Annotated in this window: 22 protein-coding genes and 1 other RNA gene; 10 read left to right on the top strand and 13 right to left on the bottom strand. The window is 67.6% G+C overall.

Going from position 1 to position 24,947, the window contains the following annotated elements; genetic code table 11:
- Positions 1-38: 38 nt before the first annotated feature.
- From ASF87_RS17140 to sucB, 3 genes are all read left to right on the top strand, one after another.
- Positions 39-1,514 (top strand): leucyl aminopeptidase, encoded by a 1,476-nt coding sequence (locus tag ASF87_RS17140; RefSeq protein ID WP_056377621.1) that lies wholly within the window; start codon positions 39-41, stop codon positions 1,512-1,514.
- A 2-nt stretch (positions 1,515-1,516) separates the two neighbouring features.
- Complete coding sequence (gene lpdA, locus ASF87_RS17135; RefSeq protein WP_056377618.1) at positions 1,517-2,890, top strand: dihydrolipoyl dehydrogenase; 1,374 nt, start codon at positions 1,517-1,519, stop codon at positions 2,888-2,890.
- Between the two features lie 67 nt (positions 2,891-2,957).
- A complete protein-coding gene (gene sucB / locus ASF87_RS17130) occupies positions 2,958-4,757 on the top strand; it encodes a 2-oxoglutarate dehydrogenase, E2 component, dihydrolipoamide succinyltransferase (RefSeq protein ID WP_056377616.1) in 1,800 nt (599 codons plus the stop codon).
- Positions 4,758-4,765: 8 nt separating this feature from the next.
- Here the strand turns inward: sucB and ASF87_RS17125 are convergent, their stop codons facing one another.
- The gene (locus tag ASF87_RS17125; protein ID WP_157550135.1) at positions 4,766-6,265 is read right to left on the bottom strand and encodes a hypothetical protein; all 1,500 of its coding nucleotides are present in this window, start codon (positions 6,263-6,265) and stop codon (positions 4,766-4,768) included.
- Positions 6,266-6,426: 161 nt separating this feature from the next.
- Here ASF87_RS17125 and ASF87_RS17120 point away from each other — a divergent pair, with 161 nt between their 5' ends.
- On the top strand, positions 6,427-7,137 hold the full coding sequence (locus ASF87_RS17120) for a DUF4191 family protein (protein WP_056377726.1): 711 nt from the start codon (positions 6,427-6,429) through the stop codon (positions 7,135-7,137).
- Positions 7,138-7,201: 64 nt separating this feature from the next.
- On the opposite strand, the gene ASF87_RS17115 is transcribed toward ASF87_RS17120, so the two are convergent.
- Positions 7,202-8,389, bottom strand: coding sequence for a RimK family alpha-L-glutamate ligase (locus ASF87_RS17115; protein ID WP_042541171.1), 1,188 nt, complete (start codon positions 8,387-8,389; stop codon positions 7,202-7,204).
- A 26-nt stretch (positions 8,390-8,415) separates the two neighbouring features.
- On the opposite strand from ASF87_RS17115, the gene ASF87_RS17110 reads away from it, so the two are divergent.
- On the top strand, positions 8,416-8,895 hold the full coding sequence (locus ASF87_RS17110) for an ATP-dependent zinc protease family protein (protein WP_042541169.1): 480 nt from the start codon (positions 8,416-8,418) through the stop codon (positions 8,893-8,895).
- A gap of 6 nt (positions 8,896-8,901) precedes the next feature.
- Here the strand turns inward: ASF87_RS17110 and ASF87_RS17105 are convergent, their stop codons facing one another.
- Entirely contained in the window at positions 8,902-9,288 is a 387-nt protein-coding gene (locus ASF87_RS17105) for an RDD family protein (protein ID WP_157550146.1), read from the bottom strand.
- A gap of 160 nt (positions 9,289-9,448) precedes the next feature.
- Here ASF87_RS17105 and glnA (ASF87_RS17100) point away from each other — a divergent pair, with 160 nt between their 5' ends.
- Together glnA (ASF87_RS17100) and ASF87_RS17095 are read left to right on the top strand one after the other, a co-directional pair.
- Complete coding sequence (gene glnA / locus ASF87_RS17100) at positions 9,449-10,873, top strand: type I glutamate--ammonia ligase (protein ID WP_042541166.1); 1,425 nt, start codon at positions 9,449-9,451, stop codon at positions 10,871-10,873.
- A gap of 132 nt (positions 10,874-11,005) precedes the next feature.
- Positions 11,006-11,242, top strand: coding sequence for a hypothetical protein (locus tag ASF87_RS17095; RefSeq protein WP_056377608.1), 237 nt, complete (start codon positions 11,006-11,008; stop codon positions 11,240-11,242).
- Between the two features lie 7 nt (positions 11,243-11,249).
- Here the strand turns inward: ASF87_RS17095 and ASF87_RS17090 are convergent, their stop codons facing one another.
- A complete protein-coding gene (locus ASF87_RS17090; RefSeq protein ID WP_056377606.1) occupies positions 11,250-11,750 on the bottom strand; it encodes a GNAT family N-acetyltransferase in 501 nt (166 codons plus the stop codon).
- Between the two features lie 133 nt (positions 11,751-11,883).
- Here ASF87_RS17090 and ASF87_RS17085 point away from each other — a divergent pair, with 133 nt between their 5' ends.
- Positions 11,884-13,038, top strand: a complete 1,155-nt coding sequence (locus tag ASF87_RS17085; RefSeq protein ID WP_082508969.1) for an AI-2E family transporter — start codon at positions 11,884-11,886, stop codon at positions 13,036-13,038.
- On the opposite strand, the gene ASF87_RS17080 is transcribed toward ASF87_RS17085, so the two are convergent.
- The 4 genes from ASF87_RS17080 to ASF87_RS17065 all read right to left on the bottom strand — a co-directional run bounded on the left by ASF87_RS17080 (position 13,025) and on the right by ASF87_RS17065 (position 18,565).
- Positions 13,025-13,954 (bottom strand): diacylglycerol/lipid kinase family protein, encoded by a 930-nt coding sequence (locus tag ASF87_RS17080; RefSeq protein WP_056377604.1) that lies wholly within the window; start codon positions 13,952-13,954, stop codon positions 13,025-13,027. The two genes, ASF87_RS17085 and ASF87_RS17080, sit on opposite strands and share 14 nt — an antisense overlap.
- Positions 13,955-14,024: 70 nt before the next feature.
- Positions 14,025-17,000 (bottom strand): bifunctional [glutamine synthetase] adenylyltransferase/[glutamine synthetase]-adenylyl-L-tyrosine phosphorylase, encoded by a 2,976-nt coding sequence (locus ASF87_RS17075; RefSeq protein WP_042541157.1) that lies wholly within the window; start codon positions 16,998-17,000, stop codon positions 14,025-14,027.
- 9 nt (positions 17,001-17,009) lie between these two features.
- Entirely contained in the window at positions 17,010-18,347 is a 1,338-nt protein-coding gene (gene glnA, locus ASF87_RS17070; protein WP_042541155.1) for a type I glutamate--ammonia ligase, read from the bottom strand.
- Positions 18,348-18,349: 2 nt separating this feature from the next.
- On the bottom strand, positions 18,350-18,565 hold the full coding sequence (locus tag ASF87_RS17065; protein WP_042541153.1) for a hypothetical protein: 216 nt from the start codon (positions 18,563-18,565) through the stop codon (positions 18,350-18,352).
- Positions 18,566-18,635: 70 nt separating this feature from the next.
- Here ASF87_RS17065 and ppgK point away from each other — a divergent pair, with 70 nt between their 5' ends.
- Together ppgK and ASF87_RS17055 are read left to right on the top strand one after the other, a co-directional pair.
- On the top strand, positions 18,636-19,382 hold the full coding sequence (ppgK, locus tag ASF87_RS17060; RefSeq protein WP_056377601.1) for a polyphosphate--glucose phosphotransferase: 747 nt from the start codon (positions 18,636-18,638) through the stop codon (positions 19,380-19,382).
- A gap of 215 nt (positions 19,383-19,597) precedes the next feature.
- Positions 19,598-21,091, top strand: a complete 1,494-nt coding sequence (locus tag ASF87_RS17055; protein ID WP_056377722.1) for an amino acid permease — start codon at positions 19,598-19,600, stop codon at positions 21,089-21,091.
- Here the strand turns inward: ASF87_RS17055 and ASF87_RS17050 are convergent.
- From ASF87_RS17050 to ASF87_RS17035, 5 genes are all read right to left on the bottom strand, one after another.
- Positions 21,066-21,596 (bottom strand): hypothetical protein, encoded by a 531-nt coding sequence (locus ASF87_RS17050; protein ID WP_056377599.1) that lies wholly within the window; start codon positions 21,594-21,596, stop codon positions 21,066-21,068. The genes ASF87_RS17055 and ASF87_RS17050 overlap by 26 nt on opposite strands.
- A 47-nt stretch (positions 21,597-21,643) precedes the next feature.
- An RNA gene (gene rnpB / locus ASF87_RS17380) (RNase P RNA component class A) lies at positions 21,644-22,000 on the bottom strand.
- A gap of 30 nt (positions 22,001-22,030) precedes the next feature.
- Entirely contained in the window at positions 22,031-23,728 is a 1,698-nt protein-coding gene (locus tag ASF87_RS17045) for a bifunctional 3'-5' exonuclease/DNA polymerase (protein WP_235558983.1), read from the bottom strand.
- 25 nt (positions 23,729-23,753) lie between these two features.
- A complete protein-coding gene (locus ASF87_RS17040) occupies positions 23,754-24,485 on the bottom strand; it encodes a zinc ribbon domain-containing protein (protein ID WP_056377597.1) in 732 nt (243 codons plus the stop codon).
- A gap of 34 nt (positions 24,486-24,519) precedes the next feature.
- Complete coding sequence (locus ASF87_RS17035; protein WP_056377595.1) at positions 24,520-24,942, bottom strand: YchJ family protein; 423 nt, start codon at positions 24,940-24,942, stop codon at positions 24,520-24,522.
- Positions 24,943-24,947: the final 5 nt, after the last annotated feature.

The raw sequence follows: 24,947 nt of genomic DNA, 5'->3' as shown, positions 1-24,947 counted from the left end.
CTCGGCGACCGGACGCGCGGCCGACCTAGGATGGAGTCATGACGCTTCCCGCGCTCTCGCGCACCTCAGATCAGTTCCCCGGAAGCGCTGCAGACGCCGCAGTGCTGGTCATCCCCGAGATCTCGGACTCGACGGAGTCGCTGAACGGCTATCCCGGACTCGCCGAATCGCTGCAGGGCATCGGCTTCACCGGTTCGGCGTCGGCCTTCACCCGTGCCTATGCCCCCGAGGTGACGACCCTGCCGTTCGCCGTCGTCGGTGTCGGACGCGCGCCGGACGCCCAGGCAGTGCGCAACGCGGTGGGCGCCGCGCTCCGTTCACTGACCGGCTTCGAGACGGTGTCCGTGGCGCTGGCACCGGGCCTCGAGGGCTTCGCCGCGCCCGCCGCAGACGGTGCGGTGCTCGGCGGCTATCGGTTCGACGGCTACCGCAAGGAATCGGGCAAGAGCCGCGCATCCTCAGTCCTGCTGCACGCAGAACTCGAAGACGCCGCCCTCTCCAGGTCGATCGCCGTCGGAGAGGCAGTGGCCCTGGTCAAGGACCTCGTGTTCGTCCCCGCCGAGTGGCAGAGCCCCACACAGCTCGCGCAGAGCGCGGCAGACAGCGTCGCGGGTCTGGCAGACGTCACCGTCGAGATCCTCGACGAGGACGCCCTCGCCGAGCAGGGATTCGGCGGTATCCTCGGCGTCGCTCAGGGCTCCGACAGGCCGCCGCGTCTCGTGCGGCTCGACTACGCGCCTGCGAATGCGACACGCCACATCGCCCTCGTCGGCAAGGGAATCACGTTCGACACCGGCGGACTCTCGCTCAAGCCGGCCGCGTCGATGGTCGGCATGAAGTTCGACATGGCAGGCGCGGCGACGAGTGCCGCCGCGCTGCGCGCGATCGCCACCCTCGGCCTGCCTGTGCACGTCACGGCCTGGCTCTGCATCACCGACAACATGCCCTCAGGGCGCGCGCTGCGTCCCGGCGACGTCATCCGCATCCTCGACGGCACGACCGTCGAGGTCCCGAACACGGATGCCGAGGGCCGCCTGGTCATGGCCGACGGCCTCGTGGCGGCCAGCCGCGAGAACCCCGACGTCATCATCGACGTCGCTACTCTCACCGGCGCGATCGTCATGGCCCTCGGACACCGTCACACCGGCGTGTTCGGTGACGACGATGCGGTCGCCGAGTTCCTCACCGCGACCGACGCGGCCGACGAACTGGCCTGGCACATGCCACTCCCCGAGTACATGGAGGACTCGCTCGACTCCCCCATCGCCGATATGCAGAACGCCAACATGAGCGACCGCATGGGGGGAGCCTCGTACGCCGGGCTCTTCCTGCGCCGATTCGTCGGCCGCGTCTCCGACGAGAAGGACGCCCCCCGCATCCCCTGGGTGCACCTCGACATCGCGGGTTCCGGCGAGCACAACGGTGCTCCGTACGGCTTCACCGACAAGGGCCCCACAGGGGCGATGGTCCGATCGATTATCGCGTTCGCCGAAGCATCCCACAAGGAGGCATGACCATGACCACGCACACCTTCGACATCGTCGTCCTGGGCGGAGGCAGCGGCGGGTACGCCGCCGCCCTGCGTGCGAGCGAACTCGGCAAGACCGTCGCGCTCATCGAGAAGGACAAGGTCGGCGGCACGTGCCTTCACCGCGGCTGCATCCCCACGAAGGCGCTGCTGCACGCGGCGGAGGTCGCTGAGCATGTGCGCGACGCCGCGCATGTCGGCATCTCGGCGACTCTGGAGGGAATCGATCCCGCAGGGGTCCGCGCCTACCGCGAGGGAATCGTCGCGAAGAAGTACAAGGGTCTCGAGGGCCTGGTGAAGGCTCGAGGCATCACCACCGTCGCGGGCTTCGGCCGCCTCAACGCCGACCGCTCGGTGAGCGTGGGTGACGACGTCTACGTCGGCACAGACGTGGTCCTCGCCACCGGCTCGTACAGCCGGACTCTTCCCGGGCTCGACATCGGCGGCCGGATCCTCACCAGCGAGCAGGCGCTGTCCCTCGATGTGATCCCCGAGCGTGTGCTGGTGCTCGGCGGTGGCGTCATCGGCGTCGAGTTCGCGAGCGTGTGGCGCTCGTTCGGCACCGAGGTCACCATCATCGAGGCACTGCCCCACCTCGTCCCGAACGAGGACATCGCGATGAGCAAGGGACTCGAGCGGGCGTTCCGGCGCCGTGGAATCCAGTATTCGCTCGGCGTCCGCTTCCAGAACGCCACCCAGGACGACAGCTCGGTCACCGTCACACTCGAGGACGGCAAAGAGTTCACCGCGGACTATCTGCTCGTCGCCGTGGGTCGCGGACCCGTCACGACCGACCTCGGCTTCGAAGAGGCGGGGGTGACGCTCGACCGCGGCTTCGTCGCTGTCGACGAGGACCTCCGGACCGGTGTCCCCGGAGTGTGGGCCGTCGGCGACATCACACCCGGGCTGCAGCTCGCGCACCGCGGATTCCAGCAGGGCATCGCGGTCGCAGAACGCATCGCCGGGCTCTCGCCCGCTCATGTCCCCGACATCCAGATCCCGAAGGTCACCTACTCGAGCCCCGAGGTCGCGTCCGTCGGCGTCACTGAAGAAGCGGCCGTCGCCGAGCACGGCGCGGATGCCGTGGTGGCCTACGAGTACAACCTCGCTGGGAACGGCAAGAGCGAGATCATCGGCACCGGCGGGCTGGTGAAGGTCGTCCGACGCAAAGACGGCCCCGTCATCGGCGTCCACCTGCTGGGCGACCGTGTGGGCGAGCTCATCACCGAGGGCCAGCTGGCCGTCGCATGGGAAGCCCACCCCGAGGACATCGCTCCCCTGATCCACGCGCATCCCACGCAGAGCGAGGCACTCGGCGAAGCCTTCCTCGCCCTCGCGGGAAAGCCCCTGCACGCCCTCTGAACACCAACCGGTGAACAGTTCACTAAGCTAGACACGCGTCATTTAACTTCCTGAAGGAGACTCAGTCATGAGCACATCCGTCGTCCTCCCCCCTCTCGGCGAGAGCGTCACAGAGGGCACCGTCACCCGCTGGCTCAAGCAGGTGGGAGACACCGTTCAGGCGGATGAGGGCCTGCTCGAGATCTCGACCGACAAGGTCGACACCGAGATCCCCTCTCCTGTCACCGGTGTGATCGAGGAGATCCTCGTCGCCGAGGACGAGACCATCGAGGTCGGCGCGCTGCTCGCGCGCATCGGCGACGGCAGCGCCTCCGCTCCGGCAGATGACGCCCCCGCGGCCGCTGCCCCCGCCGCTGAGGAGGTCCCAGAGCCGGCCGCGCCGCAGGCCGAGGCTCCCGCAGAGCCCGAAGCCGCCGCGCCCGCTGCCGCCGAGGCGGTTCCCGCGACCGCACCCGCCGGCGACGCCACTGACATCGTCCTCCCGGAACTCGGCGAGAGCGTCACCGAAGGCACCGTCACCCGCTGGCTCAAGCAGATCGGCGACACGGTCGAGGTCGACGAGGCTCTGCTCGAGATCTCCACCGACAAGGTCGACACCGAGATCCCGTCGCCCGTCGCCGGTGTGCTGCAGGAGATCGTCGCAGCCGAAGACGAGACCGTCGAGGTGGGCGCTGTCCTCGCTCGCGTCGGCTCCGGAGCGGCCCCCGCGGCCGCACCGGCAGAGGCACCCGCACCCGCGCCCGCGGCAGAAGCCCCGGCTCCTGCCGCGCAGCCGTCTGCTGCCGAAGCGCCCGAGGCCAAGGAGTCGGTCTCGGAGGCCCCGGTCGACAAGCCCGCAGAGCGGCCGGCTGCCGAGGCGCCCGTGGCGGCACCCGCACAGGCGGCTCCGGAGCAGGCCACCGGCGGCGCCGCGGCGGCTCCGGCTCAGGCCGAGCAGAAGCTGTCACTTCCGACCGAGAGCGACAACCTGTACGTCACCCCGCTCGTGCGCCGCTTGGCCTCGCAGCAGGGCGTCGACCTCGCCAGCGTCACCGGCACCGGTGTCGGAGGACGCATCCGCAAGGAGGACGTCCTCAAGGCCGCCGAGAGCGCCTCGTCTGCACCCGCTGCAGCCGCCGCTCCTGCCGCACCGGCTCCGCTCGAGGTGTCGCCGCTGCGTGGCACCACCCAGCCGATGTCACGTCTGCGCAAGGTGCTCGCGAAGCGCGCCGTCGAGTCGATGCAGCAGACTGCTCAGCTCACCACGGTGGTCGAGGTCGATGTGACAGCTCTCGCGGAGTACCGCGACAGCGTCAAGGGATCGTTCCTCGAGAAGACCGGCGACAAGCTGTCGTTCCTGCCGTTCTTCGCTCTGGCTGCCGCCGAGGCACTGCGCGCCTTCCCGATCGTGAACGCCACGGTCGACGGAGAGAACATCGTCTACCCGGAGTCCGAGAACGTGTCGATCGCCGTCGACACCGAGCGCGGTCTGCTCACGCCGGTCCTGCGCGATGCCGCATCGAAGAACATCGCGGAGATTGCCCACGAGATCGCCGACCTCGCCGCGCGCACGCGTGACAACAAGCTGAAGCCCGACGAGCTCGCCGGCGGAACGTTCACGCTGACCAACACCGGTTCGCGTGGCGCGCTGTTCGACACCCCCGTCGTGTTCCTGCCGCAGTCCGCGATCCTCGGCACCGGAACGGTCGTCAAGCGTCCCGGTCTCGTCAAGGTCGGTGGAGCGGACGCGATCGCCGTGCGCTCGTACGTGTACCTCGCGCTCTCGTACGACCACCGCATCATCGACGGAGCCGACGCCGCCCGCTTCCTCGGCGCGGTGAAGGCCCGCCTCGAGTCGGCGCAGTTCGCCGCTCAGCTCGGAGCCTGACCACAGCATCACCCTGGCTGGTCCGCGACGTCATACACGTCGCGGACCAGCCATTTCTCTGCGATCCGTACGAGCACCACCATCCGTTCCCCACCTTCCGACGCCGCACCATCGCTGACGCCGTGAGACGGGGACACCCGGATCACTGCGACGTCTCCGTACTCATCCACCGATTGAAGCTGCAGGGCTCCGTCGTTGCCGCCGCCCAACGCGTCGACGACACCGACAGACCCTTGAGTAACAGCGCCGTCGCAGACCTTGTCCTCGTTCTCGCCGCAGATACCGATCGCACTGATCAGCATCCGCGCCGCCTCCACGGGGTCCGTCGGTTCGGATCCGTCGCTCGGCGATCCCTCCCCCGGCGTCGGCGGAGCCGGTGCCGGTGACGTGGGCGTCGGCGATGAATCGGTGGCGACGCGGTGCACCTCCTTCGCGAGGGCACTGCTCTTCGGCACGGCGGGGGCGACTTCCCCGTCAGGCTCCCCCGTCGCCCCGCCGGGCCAGAGCAGCCCGCCGGCGAGCACCACTGCCGCCGCCGCAGCGGCGACGATCGTTCGTCGACTGCGTCTCCCGGGAGCACGCCCACCATCTGCGGTGCTCACGTCTGCCGACTCGTTTCGACGGACGGATGGTTCGACGACGCCGCGCCTAGGTCTGCGCCCGAGCCGGAGGGCGACGGCGTCTCGATAACCGTTGAGGCTATGCACGATCCCACCGACGAGGCGAGACGACAGTGCCCCGACTCTGCTGCGGTCCCTCGGCAGCGACGCGCGGGTTCTCAGATGGCGCCGCGCGACGGGCCGTGCGACGACCGCATGCCTCGCCGCATCGGCATGCCTTGCCAGCGCTGGCGCATGCACATCTCGCTTCAGCGGTTTCGGAGCCGCCGTGTCGAACAGCTCGGCCTCCCACCTCTCGAGCTGACGAGCCGGCATCCCCGGTCTCGCGGTCTGGGCGCCGAGCCCTTCCTCGATCACGACGAGCAGACGAGCGAGCGTGCGGTCGGCACAATCCTCCCGCAACCGCTCCACGAGGGCTGCCGCCGCGGCTCGAGCAGTCTCGCCGGCACCGATCACGAACGTCGGTCGTCCGTCGTCCGTGAGCCACCACTCGCCGGTCTCATCGTGCCCCTCGGCTCTCGCGAGCTCGCCCAGACCGCGCAGGATGCTGGCCACGAGCGTGGTTATCTCTCCGGAGGCGAGCGAGGCATCGGCTGCGGCACGGCGTCCGACGAACGAGGAGACCCGCTCCGTGCACCACGGCAGAAGAACGTCATGCCCGTCGGCTCGCCGTACGATGTCGAGCGGCCCCGCGACGTGATCGTCTCCGGCGTGCTCCCACCCCGCCCACCCGCTGATCGACTCCGAGTCGACCTGCACGGCAACCGACCCGCCCCGGGTGACCAGCGTTCCCGCGTACGGTCCTTCGCCCGCGTCGATCCTCCTGATCGCGCGATGCGCACCCGGCACGAGCACCGCCCCTCGTGATCGCTCCTCTGTATCTGCCATCACCCCATGTCAGTGCATCGCACGGAGCCTGTGTGGGAGGGAGGCGCGATGTGGACGCTTCCGCGGGGATCGACGAACTGTGCAGAGGAGGATTGCGACCAGGAATCCGCCTGACGCGAACGACGCCATGAGCGCCTCCCGGAGTCGGTATTCTTATGCACATGGCAAACCGCACGTCCGCGCCCGAGAAGCGTCCGGGATTCTTCTCCCAGATCAAGTCCCTCTTCAAGTTCACGAGAGAGATCTACCCCTGGCTGCCCTGGGCTCAGATCGCGCTGTTGGTCGTCGGTGTGCTCATCGGCCTCATCGTCGGCTACCTGATCCCGCCGTTCCAGGTGTGGACCCTCATCCTCTGGGGCATCTCGGGCCTGATGCTGGGTCTGCTCGGCGCGATGTTCCTGATGACGCGCCTGTCTACCTCCGCGATGTACCAGAAGATCGACGGAATGCCCGGTGCCACGGGCCACGTGCTCAGCACCAGCCTCGGTCGCAACTGGCAGGGCTCCGAGACGCCGGTGGGGATCAACCCCAAGACGCAGGACGCCGTATACCGCACGGTCGGACGCGGCGGGGTCGTCGTCGTCGGAGAGGGCTCACGCGGACGCCTGACCCGCCTCGTGAACGACGAGCGCAGCAAGGCCGCCCGCGTCGCCCACGGCGTGCCTGTCACCGTGCTCTACGTCGGCCACGGCGATGACGACGTCGCCATCGCCGACCTCGCCAAGACGATCAAGAAGCTTCCGAAGGTCATCGACAAGGCCACCATGGGCGCCGTCATCCGACGCATCGAGTCGGTGTCGCAGTCGATCTCCTCGCTGCCGATCCCGAAGGGCATCGACCCCACGAAGGTCCGAGCGCAGCGCCCTCGTTGATCTGACGCCTGCATACGACGAAGCGCGGCCGTCCTCTTTCGAGAGGCGGCCGCGCTTCGTCGTTTCACTCGGAGAGCGGCTGACGCGGGAGGCGGCGGACCTTGGCGCGGCGACGCCGGCGCTCCGGCACCATGGATCGCATCTCGTCGAGCTTGCCGAAGCAGAAGAGTCGATCCTCGGCCTCGAGGACGACGTGCTTTCGCGGGTTCGGGATGACGGAGACGCCGCGGTGCAACGTGAGCACCGTGATGTCACGCTCCCAGAGTCCGGCCTCGCCGAGCGTCTTGCCGACGAGATCGACCGCGCCGTGCACCATCAGCTCGGCGACGCCGTAGCCGGTCGACACCGTCAGGCGCTGACGCACATCGATCTCGGGGAACGCCACCTGCCCTGCGATGTAGTCGATGATCGCCCCGGCGACGTCGAGCTTGGTGGCCGTCTCGATGCCCTGGAGCCCTGGCGAGGAGTTGACCTCCATGACCAGCGGGCCCTCGTCGCCCTCGAGCATGTCGACTCCGGCGACGCGCAGGCCCATGATCTGGGCAGAGCGAACAGCCGCGCGTTCGTAGATGGGGTCGAGCTCGACGGCTTCGACAGAGCCCCCGCGATGCACGTTCGAGCGGAACTCGTCTCCGGCTGCGGACCGTCGCATCGCCGCCACCACCCGGTCTCCCACCACGAGCGCGCGGATGTCCCGACCGCGGCTCTCGGAGATGAACTTCTGGATGAGCACGTTCTGCTTGGTCGAGTGCAGCGTCTCGATGATCGCCTCAGCGACCTTCACCTGCGGCGCGAGGATGACGCCGATCCCCTGCGTGCCCTCGAGGAGCTTGATGACGACAGGAGCGCCGCCGACGCGCTCGATGGCGGGCCGCACATCGGCGCGGTTGCGCACGAACGCCGTGGGCGGCATCGCGATGTTGTGGCGCGAGAGGATCTGGTTCGCGCGGAGCTTGTCGCGGGCACTCGATATCCCGTTCGCCGTGTTCGGCGTGTACACGTCCATCTGCTCGAACTGGCGGACCACGGCTGTGCCGAAGTAGGTGATCGAGTTGCCGATTCGGGGCAGGATCGCGTCGTAGTCGCTGAGCTGACGCCCGCGGTAGTGCAGGTCCGGCTCGTCGGCCGTGAGATCGATCGCGAAGCGCAGCGTGTTCAGCACTTTGACGTTGTGACCTCGCTGGAGCGCGGCGGCGCGCAGCCGTTGGGTGGAGTACGCCTGCGGCGCGCGGGAGAGCACTGCGATCTTCACGGGGGATTTCCTGCCAGGATGGTCGGGTGAGTAAGTCATCCCATTCAAACACCCTTATCGGGTGGCGAGAATGGGTGAGCCTGCCCGATCTCGGTGTGGACTGGCTCAAAGCCAAGATCGACACGGGCGCCCGCACCTCTTCGCTGCACGCATTCGAGATCCAGGAGTTCGAGCGCGACGGCGTGTCGTGGGTCCGGTTCCGGGTGAAGCCCTGGCAGGACAGCCAGGAGGATGCCGTGATCGTCGAATCCCCGGTGCACGATCGCCGCGCGGTGCGCAGCTCTTCCGGCCATGCGCAGGAGCGACTCGTCGTCGAGATGCTCATTCGTCTGCATGACCGAGAGGTGCTCGCCGAGGTGACATTGAGCAACCGAGATGAGATGGGCTTCCGCATGCTCATCGGTCGCGAGGCGCTGCGACAGGGCTATGTCGTCGACCCCGCCCGCTCGTTCCTCGGAGGTCGCGCACCGCGCGAGGCACGACGCCGCAACCGCGGCAAGGAGTGAACCGCGTCAGGCGCGGATGAGAACGAGTCCCGTCACCTTGTCGTGAACACCTCGCTGGTCGGCATCCCAGATGACCGCCGGGATCACGATGACGATGAGCAGCGTGCGCACGATCGGCCGCCACACTCCCACCCAACCACCGCCGAGGCGTACGACGCGCATGCCGAGGATGCGGTGTCCGGGGCTGCCGCCCGCCGTCGGGATGAACAGGATCTGCAGCAGGGCGAACACGCCCATCGGCGCGAACATCGTCAGGCCTGCCTCTGCGGGCAGTGCGAACTGGTCGTATCCGAGGAAGCCGGTGGCGATGATCGTCGCAGCGACGTAGTCGATGAGGAGAGCCCCGATCCGCCGCCCAGGGCGGGCGATGCTGCCCGTCCCCGCCTGCGGCATTCCGAGTCGTTCTCCGGGGTACGTGTTCACAGCATCCGTCACGTCATCAGCCTACCGGCGCGTAACATGCTGGAAACAAAGCGGATACCGTGGAGTAACGCCCCGCACGTACTGTGCACAATGGCCGTGAAGCCATCGATCCGCAATCCAGGAGTCGTACATGTTCAAAGATTCGTCCGAGGTGCTGACCTTCATCAAGGAGAACGACGTCAAGTTCCTTGACATCCGATTCACTGATCTCCCGGGTGTGCAGCAGCACTTCAACATCCCTGCGGCCACTGTCGACGAGGACTTCTTCGTGGACGGGCAGCTGTTCGACGGCTCCTCGATCCGCGGCTTCGCCAGCATCCACGAGTCCGACATGCAGCTCATCCCTGATGTCACCACGGCTTACATGGACCCCTTCCGCGAGGCAAGCACCCTCGTGATGATCTTCGACATCTACAACCCCCGCACCGGAGAGATCTACTCGAAGGACCCGCGCCAGGTCGCCAAGAAGGCCGAAAAGTACCTCGCATCGACCGGCATCGCCGACACCGCATTCTTCGCCCCCGAGGCCGAGTTCTACATCTTCGACGACGTGCGCTATTCGGTCACCGCCGGCGAGAGCTTCTACAAGGTCGACTCCGAAGAGGCCGCGTGGAACACCGGTCGCGAGGAAGAAGGCGGAAACCTCGCCAACAAGACCCCGTACAAGGGCGGCTACTTCCCCGTCAGCCCGGTCGACAAGACCGCTGACCTGCGCGATGACATCACCCTGAAGCTGATCGAAGCCGGATTCATCCTCGAGCGCTCGCACCACGAGGTCGGCACCGCGGGCCAGCAGGAGATCAACTACCGCTTCGACACCATGGTGCACTCGGCGGACGACATCCTGAAGTTCAAGTACATCGTCAAGAACACCGCCGAGGAGTGGGGCAAGGTCGCCACCTTCATGCCGAAGCCGCTCTACGGCGACAACGGCTCGGGCATGCACACGCACCAGTCGCTCTGGAACGACGGCAAGCCGCTGTTCTACGACGAGGCCGGCTACGGCCAGCTCAGCGATGTCGCCCGCTGGTACATCGGCGGACTCCTGGCACACGCCCCGGCCGTGCTGGCGTTCACGAACCCGACCCTGAACAGCTACCACCGTCTGGTCAAGGGCTTCGAGGCGCCGGTCAACCTGGTCTACTCCGCAGGAAACCGCTCGGCTGCCATCCGCATCCCGATCACGGGCTCCAACCCGAAGGCCAAGCGCATCGAGTTCCGCGCTCCCGACGCCTCGGGCAACCCGTACCTGGCGTTCGCGGCACAGCTCATGGCAGGTCTCGACGGCATCAAGAACCGCATCGAGCCGCACGAGCCCGTCGACAAGGACCTCTACGAGCTTCCTCCCGAGGAGGCCAAGAACATCCCCCAGGTCCCGAACTCCCTGCTGGACTCGCTCGACGCCCTGAAAGCGGACCACCAGTTCCTCCTCGAGGGCGGCGTGTTCACCGAGGAGCTCATCGAGACCTGGATCTCGTACAAGTACGAGAATGAGATTCTGCCGATGGCTCAGCGTCCGCACCCGTTCGAGTACGAGCTGTACTTCGGCGTCTGATCCGCAGAATTCTCCGAGAACGCCCTCGAGCTACGGCCCGGGGGCGTTCTCGTCTTCCTGCCCGCCGCAGACCGCACCATGTCCGTCTTGTGGGGGATGTGGGTGCTCGCCCGACTACGTATCGTGCTGCGTATGACCGCATCAGACGAGAACTCCGAAGCAACCGAGAACTCGACGAAGAAGCCGGGTGTCGGCATCGCTCTCGGGATGGCGATCGGGCTTCCGATCGGTGCGGGGGCAGGGATGCTGCTGTTCGACAACGTGGGCGTCGGGGTTGCGTTCGGCCTGGCGTTGGGCGTCGCGTTCGGCGCAGCGTTCGAATCGTCACCGAAGGGCGAGAAGGGCGACAAGCCCGAGACGGCCGAGTAGCGCGCGCTCAGCCGACGAGATCCAGCACCCATTCGTTCATCGTCAGCTCTGCACCGCGGAACGTGTCGGTGAAGGTGCCCACCATCTCGAACCCGCTGCGACGGCACACGCCGTTCGACCCCGCGTTTTCCACCGAGGGGAATGCCGTCAGGGGCCTGCGGTCACCACGGTGCGCTCTCGCATCATCGATCAGCAGACCGAGAGCCCGGGAAGCCACGCCTCTCCCCTGCGCGTCAGGGATCACGAACCACCCCGTCTCGAACGCCGGCACGTCACGCCACTCGGAGTTCCAGAACCCGATCGAACCCAGCGAACGACGATGTTCGTCCTCGATGACGAACATCCTCGCCTCTCCCGAGTCCCACAGCCGGAGGTAGCGGGCGTTGCGGTCGAGCAGCTGCTGCTCGGTCTCGACGCCGTTCAGATGGGCCGTCATCCCCGGAGTGTTCGCCACACGCAGCAGCTCGAGATCACCCGCGGACCAGGGTCTGAGTGTCAGGGCATCCATGCGTGAACGATCGCACAGGCATCCGACATCCACCACGTCATACACCACAAGGAGCGTGGCCGTGTCGCGCTTGCTTTCCCCCGCACCGACTGGTCAACTGAGGGGTCCGAACGAACAAGAGCGAGGGGCCATCATGCGCCGCAAGAACGACAGGCTGCAGTCGAACAGGGTCCATACGACCGAGACTCCCCCGGCTCAGCCCAAGACCGCGGCGGCGGCGATCGCCCGGATCAACCCCTTCATGTTCGGCCTGCTCGGTGCGCTCGGTGTGCTGGTCGCACTGCTGCTCGGCGGAATCGTCAATCAGCTCGCGACCGTGCTGGTCTACATCGGAGTCGCGCTCTTCCTGGCCCTCGGGCTCGATCCGATCGTGTCGTTCATCGAGCGCAGGCTCCCCCGACCGGCCGCAGTCGCGATCGTGGTCTCCGTCGTGATCCTGGCTTTCGCGGGCATCATCCTCGCGATCGTCCCTCTCCTCGTCGAACAGGTGACCAATCTGATCCAGGACGGCCCCCAGATGGTCGAGGACTTCATGGCCAGTGCATGGTTCAAGGACGTGAGCGAACAATTCGGCTCCACCTTCGACGACGCGGCCCAGGGAGTGTTGAGCTTCGTCCAGGATCCCGGCAACATCCTGAACATCAGCGGAGGCGTCTTCGCGGTCGGCGCCGGCATTGCGGGTGGCTTCACCGGCATCACGATCGTCCTCATCCTGACCCTGTACTTCATGGCCTCGCTGCGCAGCATGAAGCGCGGCGCGGTGCGGTTCGTCCCCTCGTACCAGCGCGAGACCTTCGGCGGACTCCTCGAGGACGTCTCGGGCGCCGTCGGTCGCTATGTGATGGGGCAGGCGAGCCTCGCGCTGATCAACGGCATCCTGAGCCTCATCGTGCTGAGCATCATCGGGGCACCGGTGCCTGCGCTGCTCGCGCTGATCGCCTTCATCGGGTCGTTGATCCCGCTCGTGGGAACTCTGAGCGCATCGATCATCAACTCATTGATCTGCCTCATCGCGAGCCCGGTCACCGCGCTCATCGCGTTCGGCTACTACCTCGTCTACATGCAGATCGAGGCCTACGTCCTGTCTCCGCGGATCATGAACAAGGCGGTTGCGGTTCCCGGCGCCCTCGTCGTGATCGCGGCCGTCGCCGGCGGCGCGCTCGGCGGGATCCTGGGTGCGCTCGTCGCGATCCCGGTCGCCGCCAGCATCATCATCATCGTGCAGAAGGTCGTCTTCCCGACGCAGGACAGCAAAGTCGTCCCGCCGGGAACGCTCAGCGAACGGTGAGCGCCGCGGGCTGAACCCGCACAGTGAAGTCGGAGACCGCTCCGACTTCCTCGCCATCGATCTCGAACGTCTGCGGTGACGCGAGCTCGACCCGGACGCGTTCGGCTGAGATGTGGGTCGTCGAGTCGGTGCTCACGGCGGTGTCGACATTGCCCATCATGCGGCGGATGCCGTTCTCCCAGACGAAGGCGCGGACGGTGTCGAGCCACTGCAGCGGCCCATCGGCGCTGACGAGCAGCATGTCGAGCAGCCCGTCATCGAGCACGGCGTCCGGCAGGAGACGGATGCCGCCCTGCACCATGCCGCAGTTGCCGATCAGCATCGTGTGACCGCGGAGGGACTGCGGCTCCTGATCGTCGAGCGTGAGGGTGATGTCGGTCATCTCGGTGCCGGCCAGGGCACGCCCCATCGCCTCCACGTATGCGATCCATCCGGCACGGTTCTTCAGGTCCTCGTCGGTCTCCACCAGCATCTGAGCGTCGATGCCGAAGCCGACCATCACCACGAACGCGTGCTCGGTGCCGTCGTGGTCGACCCAGCCCATGTCGATCCGCTGCGGCTCGCCGTCGCGGACCCGCTCCAGTGCGGCGGGGATGTCGTTCAACGGGATCTCGAGGTTGCGAGCGAGCAGGTTGCCGGTGCCCTGCGGCACGATGCCGAGCGCGGAGTCCGTGCCCGCCAACGATTCCGCGACAGCCCGGACCGTCCCGTCTCCACCGACGGCGATCACCACGTCGCAGCCTGCGGCCACCGCGTCGGCGGCCATACCGCGCCCCGGGTCCTCGATGCTGGTCTCCCACCACTCGACGGGGGTTTCGACTCCGTCGGAGACGAACGTCGCGGCGACGGATTCGCGCAGCGAATCCCCGTCAACCTTGGAGGGGTTCCAGATCACACCGAGCTTCGAGATCGTCATGCGCTCAGCCTGTGCGACCGGCGCAGAAAAGGCAAATGGCGCGCCAGCCCTTGACGCGACGCGAGACCGCCTACCCGTAGAAGAGCTGCTCGAACGCCCGGCGCGCACGCCGGGTCACCCCCAGGTAGTCATCGTCGAGCACGCTCGCTGAACGATCGGGATAACCGAGCAGCCGACCGATCGCATCGAGGTCGCGCGGATCCGTCGGCAGCACGTCGCTCGTCTTGCCCGTGTACAGGGTGATCGCCGAGCGCAGGCGACTGGACAGCAACCACGCGGCGCGGAGCAGATCGGCGGCATCGGCCGGGACGAATCCCGCGTCGACCGCAGCCCCGAGGGCGGTGAGGGTCGACGTGGTCTGCAGTGCAGGCACGTCGTGGGCGTGCTGCAACTGCAGAAGCTGCACCAGCCACTCGACATCGCTGAGCGTGCCTGGGCCGAGTTTCAGATGACGACGCGGATCCACCCCCTGGGGCAGCCGCTCGCCCTCGACCCGAGCCTTGATCCGCTTGATCTCGCGGGTGCCCTGCAGATCGACCTCCGCGGGGTAACGGATGCTGTCGGCGAGGGCAGTGAACTTCGCGATGAGAGTGGCGCTGCCTGCGACCCCTCGTGCTCGGAGCAGAGCCTGGGCCTCCCACGACAGCGACCAGCGTCGGTAGTACTCGGCATACGCCTCGATCGACCGCACCACCGGGCCGTTGCGTCCCTCCGGCCGGAGGTCGGCATCCAGGTCGAGCGGCACCCGATGATCGGTCAGGTGCTCCCGGAGTCCTGCGACGATCCGCGTTGCGAGCGACTGCGCCCGCTGAGGGTCGACGCCGTTCGCGTCGTACACATAGAGGATGTCGGCATCGGAGCCGAACCCCAGCTCCGCTCCCCCGAATCGGCCCATGCCGATGACCGCGAAATCGAACGCCTCGTCATCGGCGGTGACGATCTCACGCCGGACCGCGCGCAGCGCCGCCTGGATCGTGGCGTCGGTGATCTCGGTGAGCGAGGTCGCGATCTGCTCGATCGAGAGCACATCGAGGACGCCGCCCATCGCCGTGCGCAGCAGTTCGCGACGTCGCAGCGCTCGAACGGCCTGCAGTGCGTCACCCACGTTCCTGTGACGCGTCTGGATGGCCCTGGCCTCCTCGTCGAGCGCCGCGCCGCTGCGCGGACGCAGGAGCTCGCTGCTGTCGAGCCAGGCCACGGACTCGGGGATCCATTCCATGAGCTCGCCGACGTAACGTGACGACGACAGCAGCCTCGTCAGGCTCTCAGCGGCGCCGGACGAATCCCGCAGCATCCGGAGGAACCAGGGGGTGTCGCCGAGACGCTCGCTGATGCGGCGGAACGCGATCAGCGCATAGTCCGGGTCACTCCCGTCGGCGAACCAGCGGACCATCACCGGCATGAGATGCCGCTGGATGGTCGCCTTGCGACTCAACCCCGTCGTGAGCGCGCCGATATGTCGCAGAGCGCCCGCCGGGTCGCGGAAGCCGATGGCCATGAGGCGATCGTGCGCCTGGGCGGTCGAGAGGGTGCGCTCCTCTTCGGGCAGGGAGGCCACGGCGCTCAGCAGAGGACGGTAGAACAGCCGGGTGTGGATGTCGCGCACCTCACGCCGGACGCTCTCCCAACGAGCCCAGATCGCCTCGCCGGACTCTCCGAGCCCCGTGCTGCGAGCCAGAACGCGCAGGCCGGCGGGCGTGCGAGGCATCAGGTGGGTGCGGCTGAGCTCTTTGAGCTGCAGCCTGTGCTCCATCAGCCGCAGCACGCAGTAGTCGTCCGCGAACGACGCAGCCTCCGCCCGACCGATGTAGCCGCCTTCGACCAGCGCGTCGAGGCTTTCCAACGTGCCGCGGGTGCGCAGGCTCGGGTCGGTGAGGCCATGCACGAGCTGCAGGAGTTGCACGGTGAACTCGATGTCCCTCAGTCCACCGGAGCCCAGTTTGAGCTGGTACGGCGCATCCTCGGGGTCGATGTGCTCCATGACCCGCTCGCGCATGCGCTGGACGCTGTCGACGAAGTTCTCCCGCGCGGCGCTGGAGAACACCTTGGGCTGCACCGCGGCGATGTACTCGGCGCCGAGCTCGGGATCGCCTGCGAGAGGCCGCGCCTTCAGCAGCGCCTGGAACTCCCAGCTCTTGGCCCAACGGTCGTAATACGCCAGGTGCGAGCCGAGTGATCGCACCAGCGCCCCCTGCTTGCCTTCTGGACGGAGCGCCGCGTCGACCTCCCAGAGCGGCGGTTCGACCTCGATGCCGCTCAGGCCGCGCATCGTCTCCCTCGCAAGGCGCGTCGCGATGTCGATCGCCCGCGATTCCGAGACGACATCCTCGTCTGCGGTTCCCCCGACGAAGATCACGTCGACGTCGCTGACGTAGTTCAGCTCGCGTGCGCCCGCCTTGCCCATGCCGATGATGGCGAGCTGCGTGGCAGCGACCTGGTCGCGACTCATCGTGTCGACGAGCCGTCGACGGGCGATGGCCAGCGACGCCTCCAACGCAGCGCCGGCGATATCGGCCAGCGCCGCTGCGACATCGGCGACGATCCGCACCGGGTTGTACGCCGTCAGATCGATCGCGGCGATCAGTGCGAGGTTGCGCCGGTAGGCCACGCGCAGCGTGACCACTGCACTGTCGTCGCCCGAATCGGCGAAGCCGTCGCGCGCGCCGACCGCGTCGAGCATGCGCTCGCGCAGCTCGTCTGCCGACGGCAGCCCCGTCGATCGGTCAGCCAGCACCGACACTTCTGTCGGATGCCTGAGGAAGAAGTCGGCGAAGCCCTGTGACGACCCGAACACCCGCCATGCGCGTCTGCGCGCCCGCTGGTCTGCGAACACAGCTGCGATCGGTGCCGCATCGCGCCGCGCCACGCGCAGCATCCCCTCGACCGCCGCGTCGGGATCAGCAGCGTCCGCCTCAGCGAGCAGAAGCGACCGGTCGACACCGATCAGCGTCGCGAGCTCGGTGAGGTTCGCCGCCGCCTCGCTGAGCTCGGCGAACCCCAGCCTGGCCAGCGCGGAGAGCGAGACAGAGTCGTCCGAACGGGCCATGGGCGACGCTCAGAGCAGCTCGAGGTTGTTCTTCAGCTCGAGCGGCGTGACCTGGCCACGGTAGGCCTCCCACTCCTTGCGCTTGTTCAGAAGCACGTAGTTGAAGACCGATTCGCCGAGCGTCTCGGCGACGAGCTCGGAGCTCTCCATGTACTCGAGCGCGTGGTCGAGGCTCGCCGGCAGCGCCGAGTAGCCCAGCGCACGACGCTCGGCGTCGCTGAGCGACCACACGTTGTCCTCGGCCTCCGGCGGCAGCTCGTACTCCTCCTCGATGCCCTTGAGCCCCGCCGCGAGCATGAGCGCGTAGGCGAGATAGGGATTCGCTGCAGAGTCGAGCGCGCGGTACTCGACGCGCGACGAGCCGCCCTTGTTGGGCTTGTACATCGGCACCCGGACGAGCGCGGAGCGATTGTTGTGGCCCCACGTGACGAAGCTCGGAGCCTCGTCGCCGCCCCAGAGTCGCTTGTACGAGTTGACGAACTGGTTGGTCACCGCCGCCATCTCGTTGGCGTGCCGCAGAAGGCCGGCGATGAAGTGACGCCCGGTCTTGGACAGCTGGTACTTGGCGCCCTCTTCGTAGAACGCGTTGCGCTCCCCCTCGAAGAGCGACATGTGCGTGTGCATGCCGCTTCCCGGGTGGCCGCTCAGAGGCTTCGGCATGAACGTCGCGTAGACGCCCTGTTCGATCGCGACCTCCTTGATGACCGTACGGAACGTCATCACGTTGTCGGCCATGGTGAGCGCATCCGCATAGCGGAGGTCGATCTCGTTCTGCCCCGGCCCGCCCTCGTGGTGGCTGAACTCCACCGAGATGCCGAGGTCTTCGAGCATCCGCACCGAGCGACGACGGAAGTCGTGCGCGGTGCCGCCGGGCACGTTGTCGAAGTAACCCGCAGAGTCCACCGGCACCGGACCCTCAGGACCGAACGACGACGACTTGAGCAGGTAGAACTCGATCTCGGGATGCGTGTAGAAGGTGAACCCGGCATCGGCGGCCTTCGCGAGGGTGCGCTTGAGCACGTGGCGCGGGTCGGACACAGCCGGACGCCCGTCGGGCGTGGTGATGTCGCAGAACATGCGCGCAGTCGGGTCGATCTCGCCACGCCACGGCAGGGTCTGGAACGTGGTGGGGTCGGGCTGTGCGAGCAGGTCGGACTCGTAGCTGCGGGTCAGACCTTCGATGGCAGAGCCGTCGAACCCGATCCCCTCGGCGAACGCGCCCTCCACCTCAGCCGGCGCGATCGCGACGGACTTGAGAGTGCCGATGACATCGGTGAACCACAGGCGGACGAACTTGACGCCGCGCTCTTCGATCGTCCGGAGGACGAAATCTCTCTGCTTGTCCACGGTCACTCAGCGCCCTTGCCGGTGCCGGCGTCCCAGCCGCTCTCGGCCGCTTCCTCCTCGGCCCAGGCGCGCGAGCGCTCTTTGAGCTTCTCGGGAGCCCGAGAAGCCTCGGCCTCGGTGTCGAAGGGCCCGACGCGATCGGCCGACGCGGAGATCATCCCGAACTCCACCTGGCCGGTCTCCAGGTTGTACCAGTACTTCTCATCGCCGTTCGACATGGCCGATCCCCTTCTTCACGTGGTGTCATCGATCCTATCGGCGCTGACGTCGGTCGCTAAGCTATCGACCATGGCAAAAGCGATCGGCGTCGACATCGGCGGCACGGGTATCAAGGCAGGTCTCGTCGACCTGGAGCACGGCATCATGGCCTCGGACAGGGTGCGCGTGCCCACTCCCAAGGGCGCATCTCCGCAGGATGTCCTCGAGGCGGTGCAGACCGTGCTGAAGACCCTCGACGTCAAGGACTCGACTCTCCCCCTCGGCGTGGCATTCCCCGCCATCGTCAAGCGCGGCAAGACGCTCTCCGCCGCCAACGTCTCGAAGGAGTGGGTCGACTTCGATGCCGAGCGCTTCTTCCGCGACGGCCTCGGACGCAACATCGTCTTCGTGAACGACGCCGATGCCGCCGGCGTCGCAGAGGCTCGCCACGGTGCGGCCCGCGATGTGCGCGGCTTCACGCTGCTCACCACCCTGGGCACGGGAATCGGTTCGGCGTTCCTCTACGACGGCGTGCTGCTGCCGAACACCGAGCTCGGACACCTGAACTTCGGAGAGTACGAGTCGGTCGAGACCTATGCCGCGACGTCCGCGCGCGAGCGCGAGGGCTTGAGCTGGGCGGAGTGGGCCGAGCGTCTGCAGAAGTTCTACTCGCACATCGAGTTCCTCTTCAGCCCCGACCTGTTCGTGGTCGGCGGCGGCGTGTCGAAGAACGCCGGAGACTTCCTCCCGCTGCTCGACCTCAAGACCCCGATCGTCCCGGCGATCCACCGCAACAACTCGGGCATCATCGGCGCTGCATCCCTCGCCGGCGACTGACCCGCACACGCCGAGTACACAGGGCCCCGCCGATCTGGCGGGGCCCTGTGTACGTTCGGGCGAGGGGCCGGCCGCGATCAGTCCACCGAAATACTGCGCGGCACCACACCAACGTGCCACCATGGCATCTCCTCCGTGTCCTTCTCGGGCGGCGAGACAGCTCTGAACAACGGTCTCGACGCATGGGCCGCATCGCAACGAAAGGCAGCTTCGAGATGAACGAACGGTCAGAATCATCGTGGGAGAGGCCGGTCTCGCCGGAGACGACGGCCGGCCTCGTCCCCGTCGAGAGGCCTCAGGCGAAGAAGCTGCGGTCGCGCCACGTCACCATGATCACCCTCGGTGGAATCATCGGGGCGAGCCTCTTCGTCGGATCGGGCAACGTCATCCGCGCTGTCGGGCCGGCGGCGGTGCTGTCGTATCTCATCGGCGGGCTTCTCGTCTTCCTCGCCATGCGCATGCTCGGCGAGATGGCGGCGTCGCGGCCCGCCATCGGCTCGTTCATGGAGTACGCACGAGTGGGCCTCGGCAACTGGGCCGCGTATCTCGTCGGTTGGCTGTACTGGTACTTCTGGGTCGGCGTGCTGGCCTACGAGGCGGTGCTGGGCGGCGAGACCATGGCGAGCTGGTTCCCCGCGGTCCCGTCATGGGCCTGGTCGCTGATCCTGATCGGCATCTTCGTCGGCACGAACATCATCTCCGTCCGCGCCTTCGGCGAGGTCGAGTTCTGGCTCGCCAGCGTCAAGGTGCTCGCGATCGTCGTCTTCCTCGGCGCCGGTCTGCTGTTCGCCTTCGGGCTGTGGCCGAACTCCGAGGTCTCGATCTCGAACCTGTGGGAGCACGGCGGCTTCGCGCCGAACGGCTTCGGCGTCGCCTTCACAGGAGTCGCGCTGGTGATCTTCTCGTACTTCGGCACCGAGATCGCCGTGATGGCCTCCGCCGAGTCGGAAGACCCTGCCAAGGGCATCCGTCAGGCGACGAGCACGATCATCTGGCGCATCCTGCTGTTCTTCGTCGGCTCCGTGCTCATCATCGTCACCGTCGTTCCCTGGAACGAGCTGCCGGTTCCGACCGATGTGGCCAATGCGCCGTTCACCTACGCTCTCGAGCAGTTCGGCATTCCCGGCGCGAGCATCATCATGCAGCTCGTGATCTTCACCGCGGTCATCTCGGTGCTGAACTCGGGTCTCTACTCGGCATCGCGCATGTTCGCGGCCCTCGCCGAGCAGGGCTTCGCGCCGAAGATCGTGGCGAAGAAGTCGAAGAACGGCGTGCCGGTGATGGCTTTGCTGGCCTCGACCAGCGGAGGACTCATCGCCACCCTGGTGAACTTCCTGACGCCGGGGTCAGGGATCTTCGACTTCATCATGAACTCGGCCGGACTCGTCGCCCTGTTCGTCTACGTCTTCATCGCCCTCACGCAGTGGCGGCTCCGTCAGAAGATGACGCCCGAGGAGGTCGCGAACCTCAAGCTCAAGATGTGGCTGCACCCCTGGCTCAACATCCTGCTGATCGCGTGCATCGCGGCGGTGATCGCCGTGATGATGTTCAGCGAGGGTGGACGAACGCAGGTCTGGACGAGCCTCATCGCCACCGGCGTGCTCGTGCTGTTCTGGCCCCTCGTGCGGCGAAACCTCAAGCGCCGGAAGGCGTCGGATGCGGGGAGCAGCGCCCCGGATACTGTCAGCGGCGCTGAGGCTCCCAGATGAACGTTTCCGTCGCGAGCGGCTCCATGGCTCCCGGTCCCAGCGTCAGCACATCGCCCGGGTACAGCATCGACCCCAGACGGCTATAGCTCATCGCCGCGTAGACATCGCTGCACAGCCGCTCCCTGATGGCGGACGGCGCGTCGCCAGCGGCGACCGTGTACGTCGCGATGCTGCCGTCCGCTGTCTTCGTGACCGTGCCGCGCGCGAAATCGGTCATTCCGTTATCCGCCGGCAGTACGCCGTTCCACGTCGCGTAGTAGGTCGGCTCTTCATCGCCCTCGCTGTAGCCGGTCAACGAGATCATGGACAGCACGTCGCAGCGGCTCACCTCAGCTGTCGCGGTCGGTGTCGGCACGGGCGTACCGCTCGGCGTCGGCTTCACCACGGGCTGAACTGCCGCGGGAGTCTCGGTGCCCTCTGGAGCCGGCGCGGTGCAGCCGGTGAGCGCTGCGGCAACCAAGGCGGCGAGGAACGCCACGGTGGCGGCGGCTGTGCGGTTCGACATGAACGAACGCTACCGAGCATCCTGCCCCGAAGCCAACGGTGATGATGCGAATGGGCCGACCTGTACGCCGGGTTCTGTTCCGGGGTTCTTCGCCCCTTCGACGGCCATCTCTCTCGGCGACACGTTGCCGTGGCACTCTAGCGGTCTACCCGAGGACTCGGCGAGCCGCGTCAACATCCTCTGTCTGACCTTGCTCCGGACGAGGTTTACCTGGCGGGCCATGTCACCATGGCCCCCGGTGGTCTCTTACACCACCCTTTCACCCTTACCCCTTGCGGGGCGGTCTGCTCTCTGTGGCACTTTCTCGCGGATTGCTCCGGGTGGGCGTTACCCACCGTCCTGCCCTGAGGAGCCCGGACGTTCCTCGGTGCGGTTGCCCGCCACGCGACCGTCCAGTCGACCCATTCGCACGTCCAGTCTACGACCAGAGCGTCCTACTTCTCAGCCGACTCCGCGATCCGCAGATCGAGCGGGACCTCGATCGGGAAACCCCCGAAGAGTCGGCGCGTGGCCACCGCCGCCGCTTCGCGTACGGCATCCGCGGCGGCATCCGCCTGCTCCTGAGGAACATGCAGGATCACCTCATCGTGCAGGAAGAAGGCGAGGTGGGCACGCGCGCCGAAGATCCCGGATGCCGGAGCCTCTCGCTCTGCCTCGGGAAACGGCTGCAGGCGGTGCCTGATCTCAGCGAGCCAGATCAACGACCACTCTGCCGCGGTGCCCTGCACCACGAAGTTGCGCGTGAAGCGTCCCCAGTCGCGCGCGCGGCGGCGCGCGAGTGCCACCTCGGCGGGGTCGGCGTCGGCATCGGTGGCGGCGGCCTGCATCGTCTCCCACTCGATCGACGGACGCGGAGACGACCGACCCAGCCACGTCGACACGACTCCCCCGTCCTCGCCGAACCGTGCAGCCTTGTCGACGAGCGCCATAGCCCGCGGATACACCTTGCGCAGTCGAGGAACCAGCCGACCGCTGTCACCGGTCGTCGCTCCGTACATCGCCCCGAGGACGGCATACTTCGCCTCTTCGCGCGTCGCCACGGCACCCGATTCCACCACCCCGGCGTAGAGGTCCTTTCCTTGCGCCGCCCGGGCCATCGCACGGTCGCCCGCCATGCCTGCGAGCATCCGCGGCTCCAGCTGAGCGACGTCGGCGACGACCAGCGTCCACCCTTCGTCGGCGCGCACCGCGGCGCGCAGGTTGCGCGGCAGCTGCAGAGCGCCGCCCCCCGCCGACGCCCACCGCCCCGTCACGACCCCGCCCGTGATGTAGATCGGCCGGAATCGCCCGTCATGCACCCACTCGGCGAGCCACGCCCATCCGTTGGCGCTCAGCAAGCGCGACAGCTTCTTGTACGCCAGCAGCGGCTCGACCACGGCATGACTGTGCTGGGCGAGCTCCCATCGGCCCGTCGACTCGACCTGCACGCCGACACGGTGCAGAGCGCGGAGCAGCTTCGGCTGGCTCTCGAGGTTGAGATGGGGGTCTCCGAGGATCGAACGCACCCGCTCGGCCTGCGCCACCATGCGGCTGGGCAGGCCTCCCGCGATCGGTCGGGTGCCGAGGATCTCGGTGAGGATGCCATCGTGCACCGACTCGTTCCAGGGCAGGCCGGCCGCGCGCATCTCCTCGGCGATCAGTCCTCCGGCCGATTCGGCCGAGGTGAGCAGCGTCAGGCGACCGTCCTTGCTGTCCCTGAGAACGCGACGTTGCTCGCGGTACTGGTCGAGGGTGTCGCCGACAGGGTCATCCGGCGCGTCATGCGCGACGACGTCGAACAGCGCCGGGGCTTCGTCGACGGGCTCACGTCGCACCCAGGACGACGACGGAGCGAGCGGGCGCGGGACCTTGTCCGTGTCGCGAAGAATCGCGTGGCAGAGCAGCAGATCGTGAGAGCGGGCGAGCATGACCCCCGCGTCGAGCAGGACGGGGTAGATCTCGCGGGCGCTGCGGATCACCCAGCGCGGCGGGTTCTCGCGCTCCTGAGCCGCGACCCACGCAGGCATCTCAGACGCGGAGAGATCGAACCGATGTGCCTCGGCATCATCCGCATCGAGTTCCACCGCCGTGTAGCCGCCCGAGCGAGCCGCCACCAGGACGACGCGACGTTCGGTCTGCTGCCGCGAGTTCACCGCTGGCGTGCTCGCGGCGCAGAGATCACAGCCCGGATTCCTCGGTGCGCACCAGGATGCAGCCGCACTCGGGGCAGAAGACCACGAGGTCGTCCGGCGCGTTGCGGATGTCGTTGAGGTCGGTGCCCGGGAGCAGCATCCGGCAGCCTTCGCAAGTGCCACGGCTCAGCACCGCGGCGCCGGCGCTGTTCGCGGCGCGGCGTGCGTACTCGGCCAGGAGCGGCGCCGGAAGGGATGCCGTCACCGCCTCGCGATCGCGCGTCAACTGGGCGATGAGGTCGGTCGCGGCCGCGACGTCGGCCTTGGCCTGAGCGGTGAGCGCGGTTCCTTCTGCGGTCGTGGTGCCGAGCAGAGCCTGCTGCGCGGCGACCGCCGCGTCGGCATCTTCGACACGACCCATGACATCGAGCTCGATGTCCTCGAGGTCGCTCTGGCGCTTGGCGAGGCTGGCGATCTCGTGCTCGAGCGCCTGGGCCTCCTTCGAGTTCGTGGCCGCGGCGAGCCGATCGGCATCGCGGGCCCGGCGCTGCTCGACGAGCTTCACGTCGGACTCGAGCCGCTTGAGCTCGGTGCGCACGTCGTCACGCGTGCCGGTCAGCGCGGTCAGCTCGCGGAGCTGATCCTGACGGATCGCGACGAGCTCGGTGATGCGGGCGGCCTGCGGGGGCTTGGTGCGCGCGCGCTCCGCCTGCGCGATGCGCCGGTCCAGGTCGGCGACGTCGAGCAGGATGCGCTGGTGTTCTGGGCTGGCGTTCACGCTCTCAAATCTAGTCGCTGCGCGGTCACGTCCATCACCCGACCTGTCCGTCGAGGTAGAGCCACCTGCGGTCCTCGCGCACGAAGCGGCTCCGCTCGCGGAGCGAACCCCGCTCGGCGCCCTGCTGCCAGAAGGCCTCGAACTCGACCTCGCCGTCGCGATCGAAAGGGCCACCGCCGGCGCGATCGATGATCACGAGGCGCCGCCAGACCACGTCGTCGTCGAGGTCGATCTCGGCGGGGCGGGTCGACGGATGCCAGGTCTCCAGGAGGTACGCGGCATCCTTGATCGAGAACGCCGTGAAGCGCGAGCGCATCAGGCGCTCAGCCGTGGGTGCGAGTGCCCCGTCGAGCAGAGGCCCGCAGCATCCGCCGAAGACTTCTCCGGAGCCACACGGACAACGCGCCGCATTATCCGGGACGCCGTCATCTGGCGCCATCCTCTGCAGTCCGCTCATCGCTC

It is taken from the genome of Microbacterium sp. Leaf161 (assembly GCF_001423645.1).
Taxonomy (GTDB): domain Bacteria; phylum Actinomycetota; class Actinomycetes; order Actinomycetales; family Microbacteriaceae; genus Microbacterium; species Microbacterium forte.
This window is presented reverse-complemented; position numbering and strand designations above follow the sequence as displayed.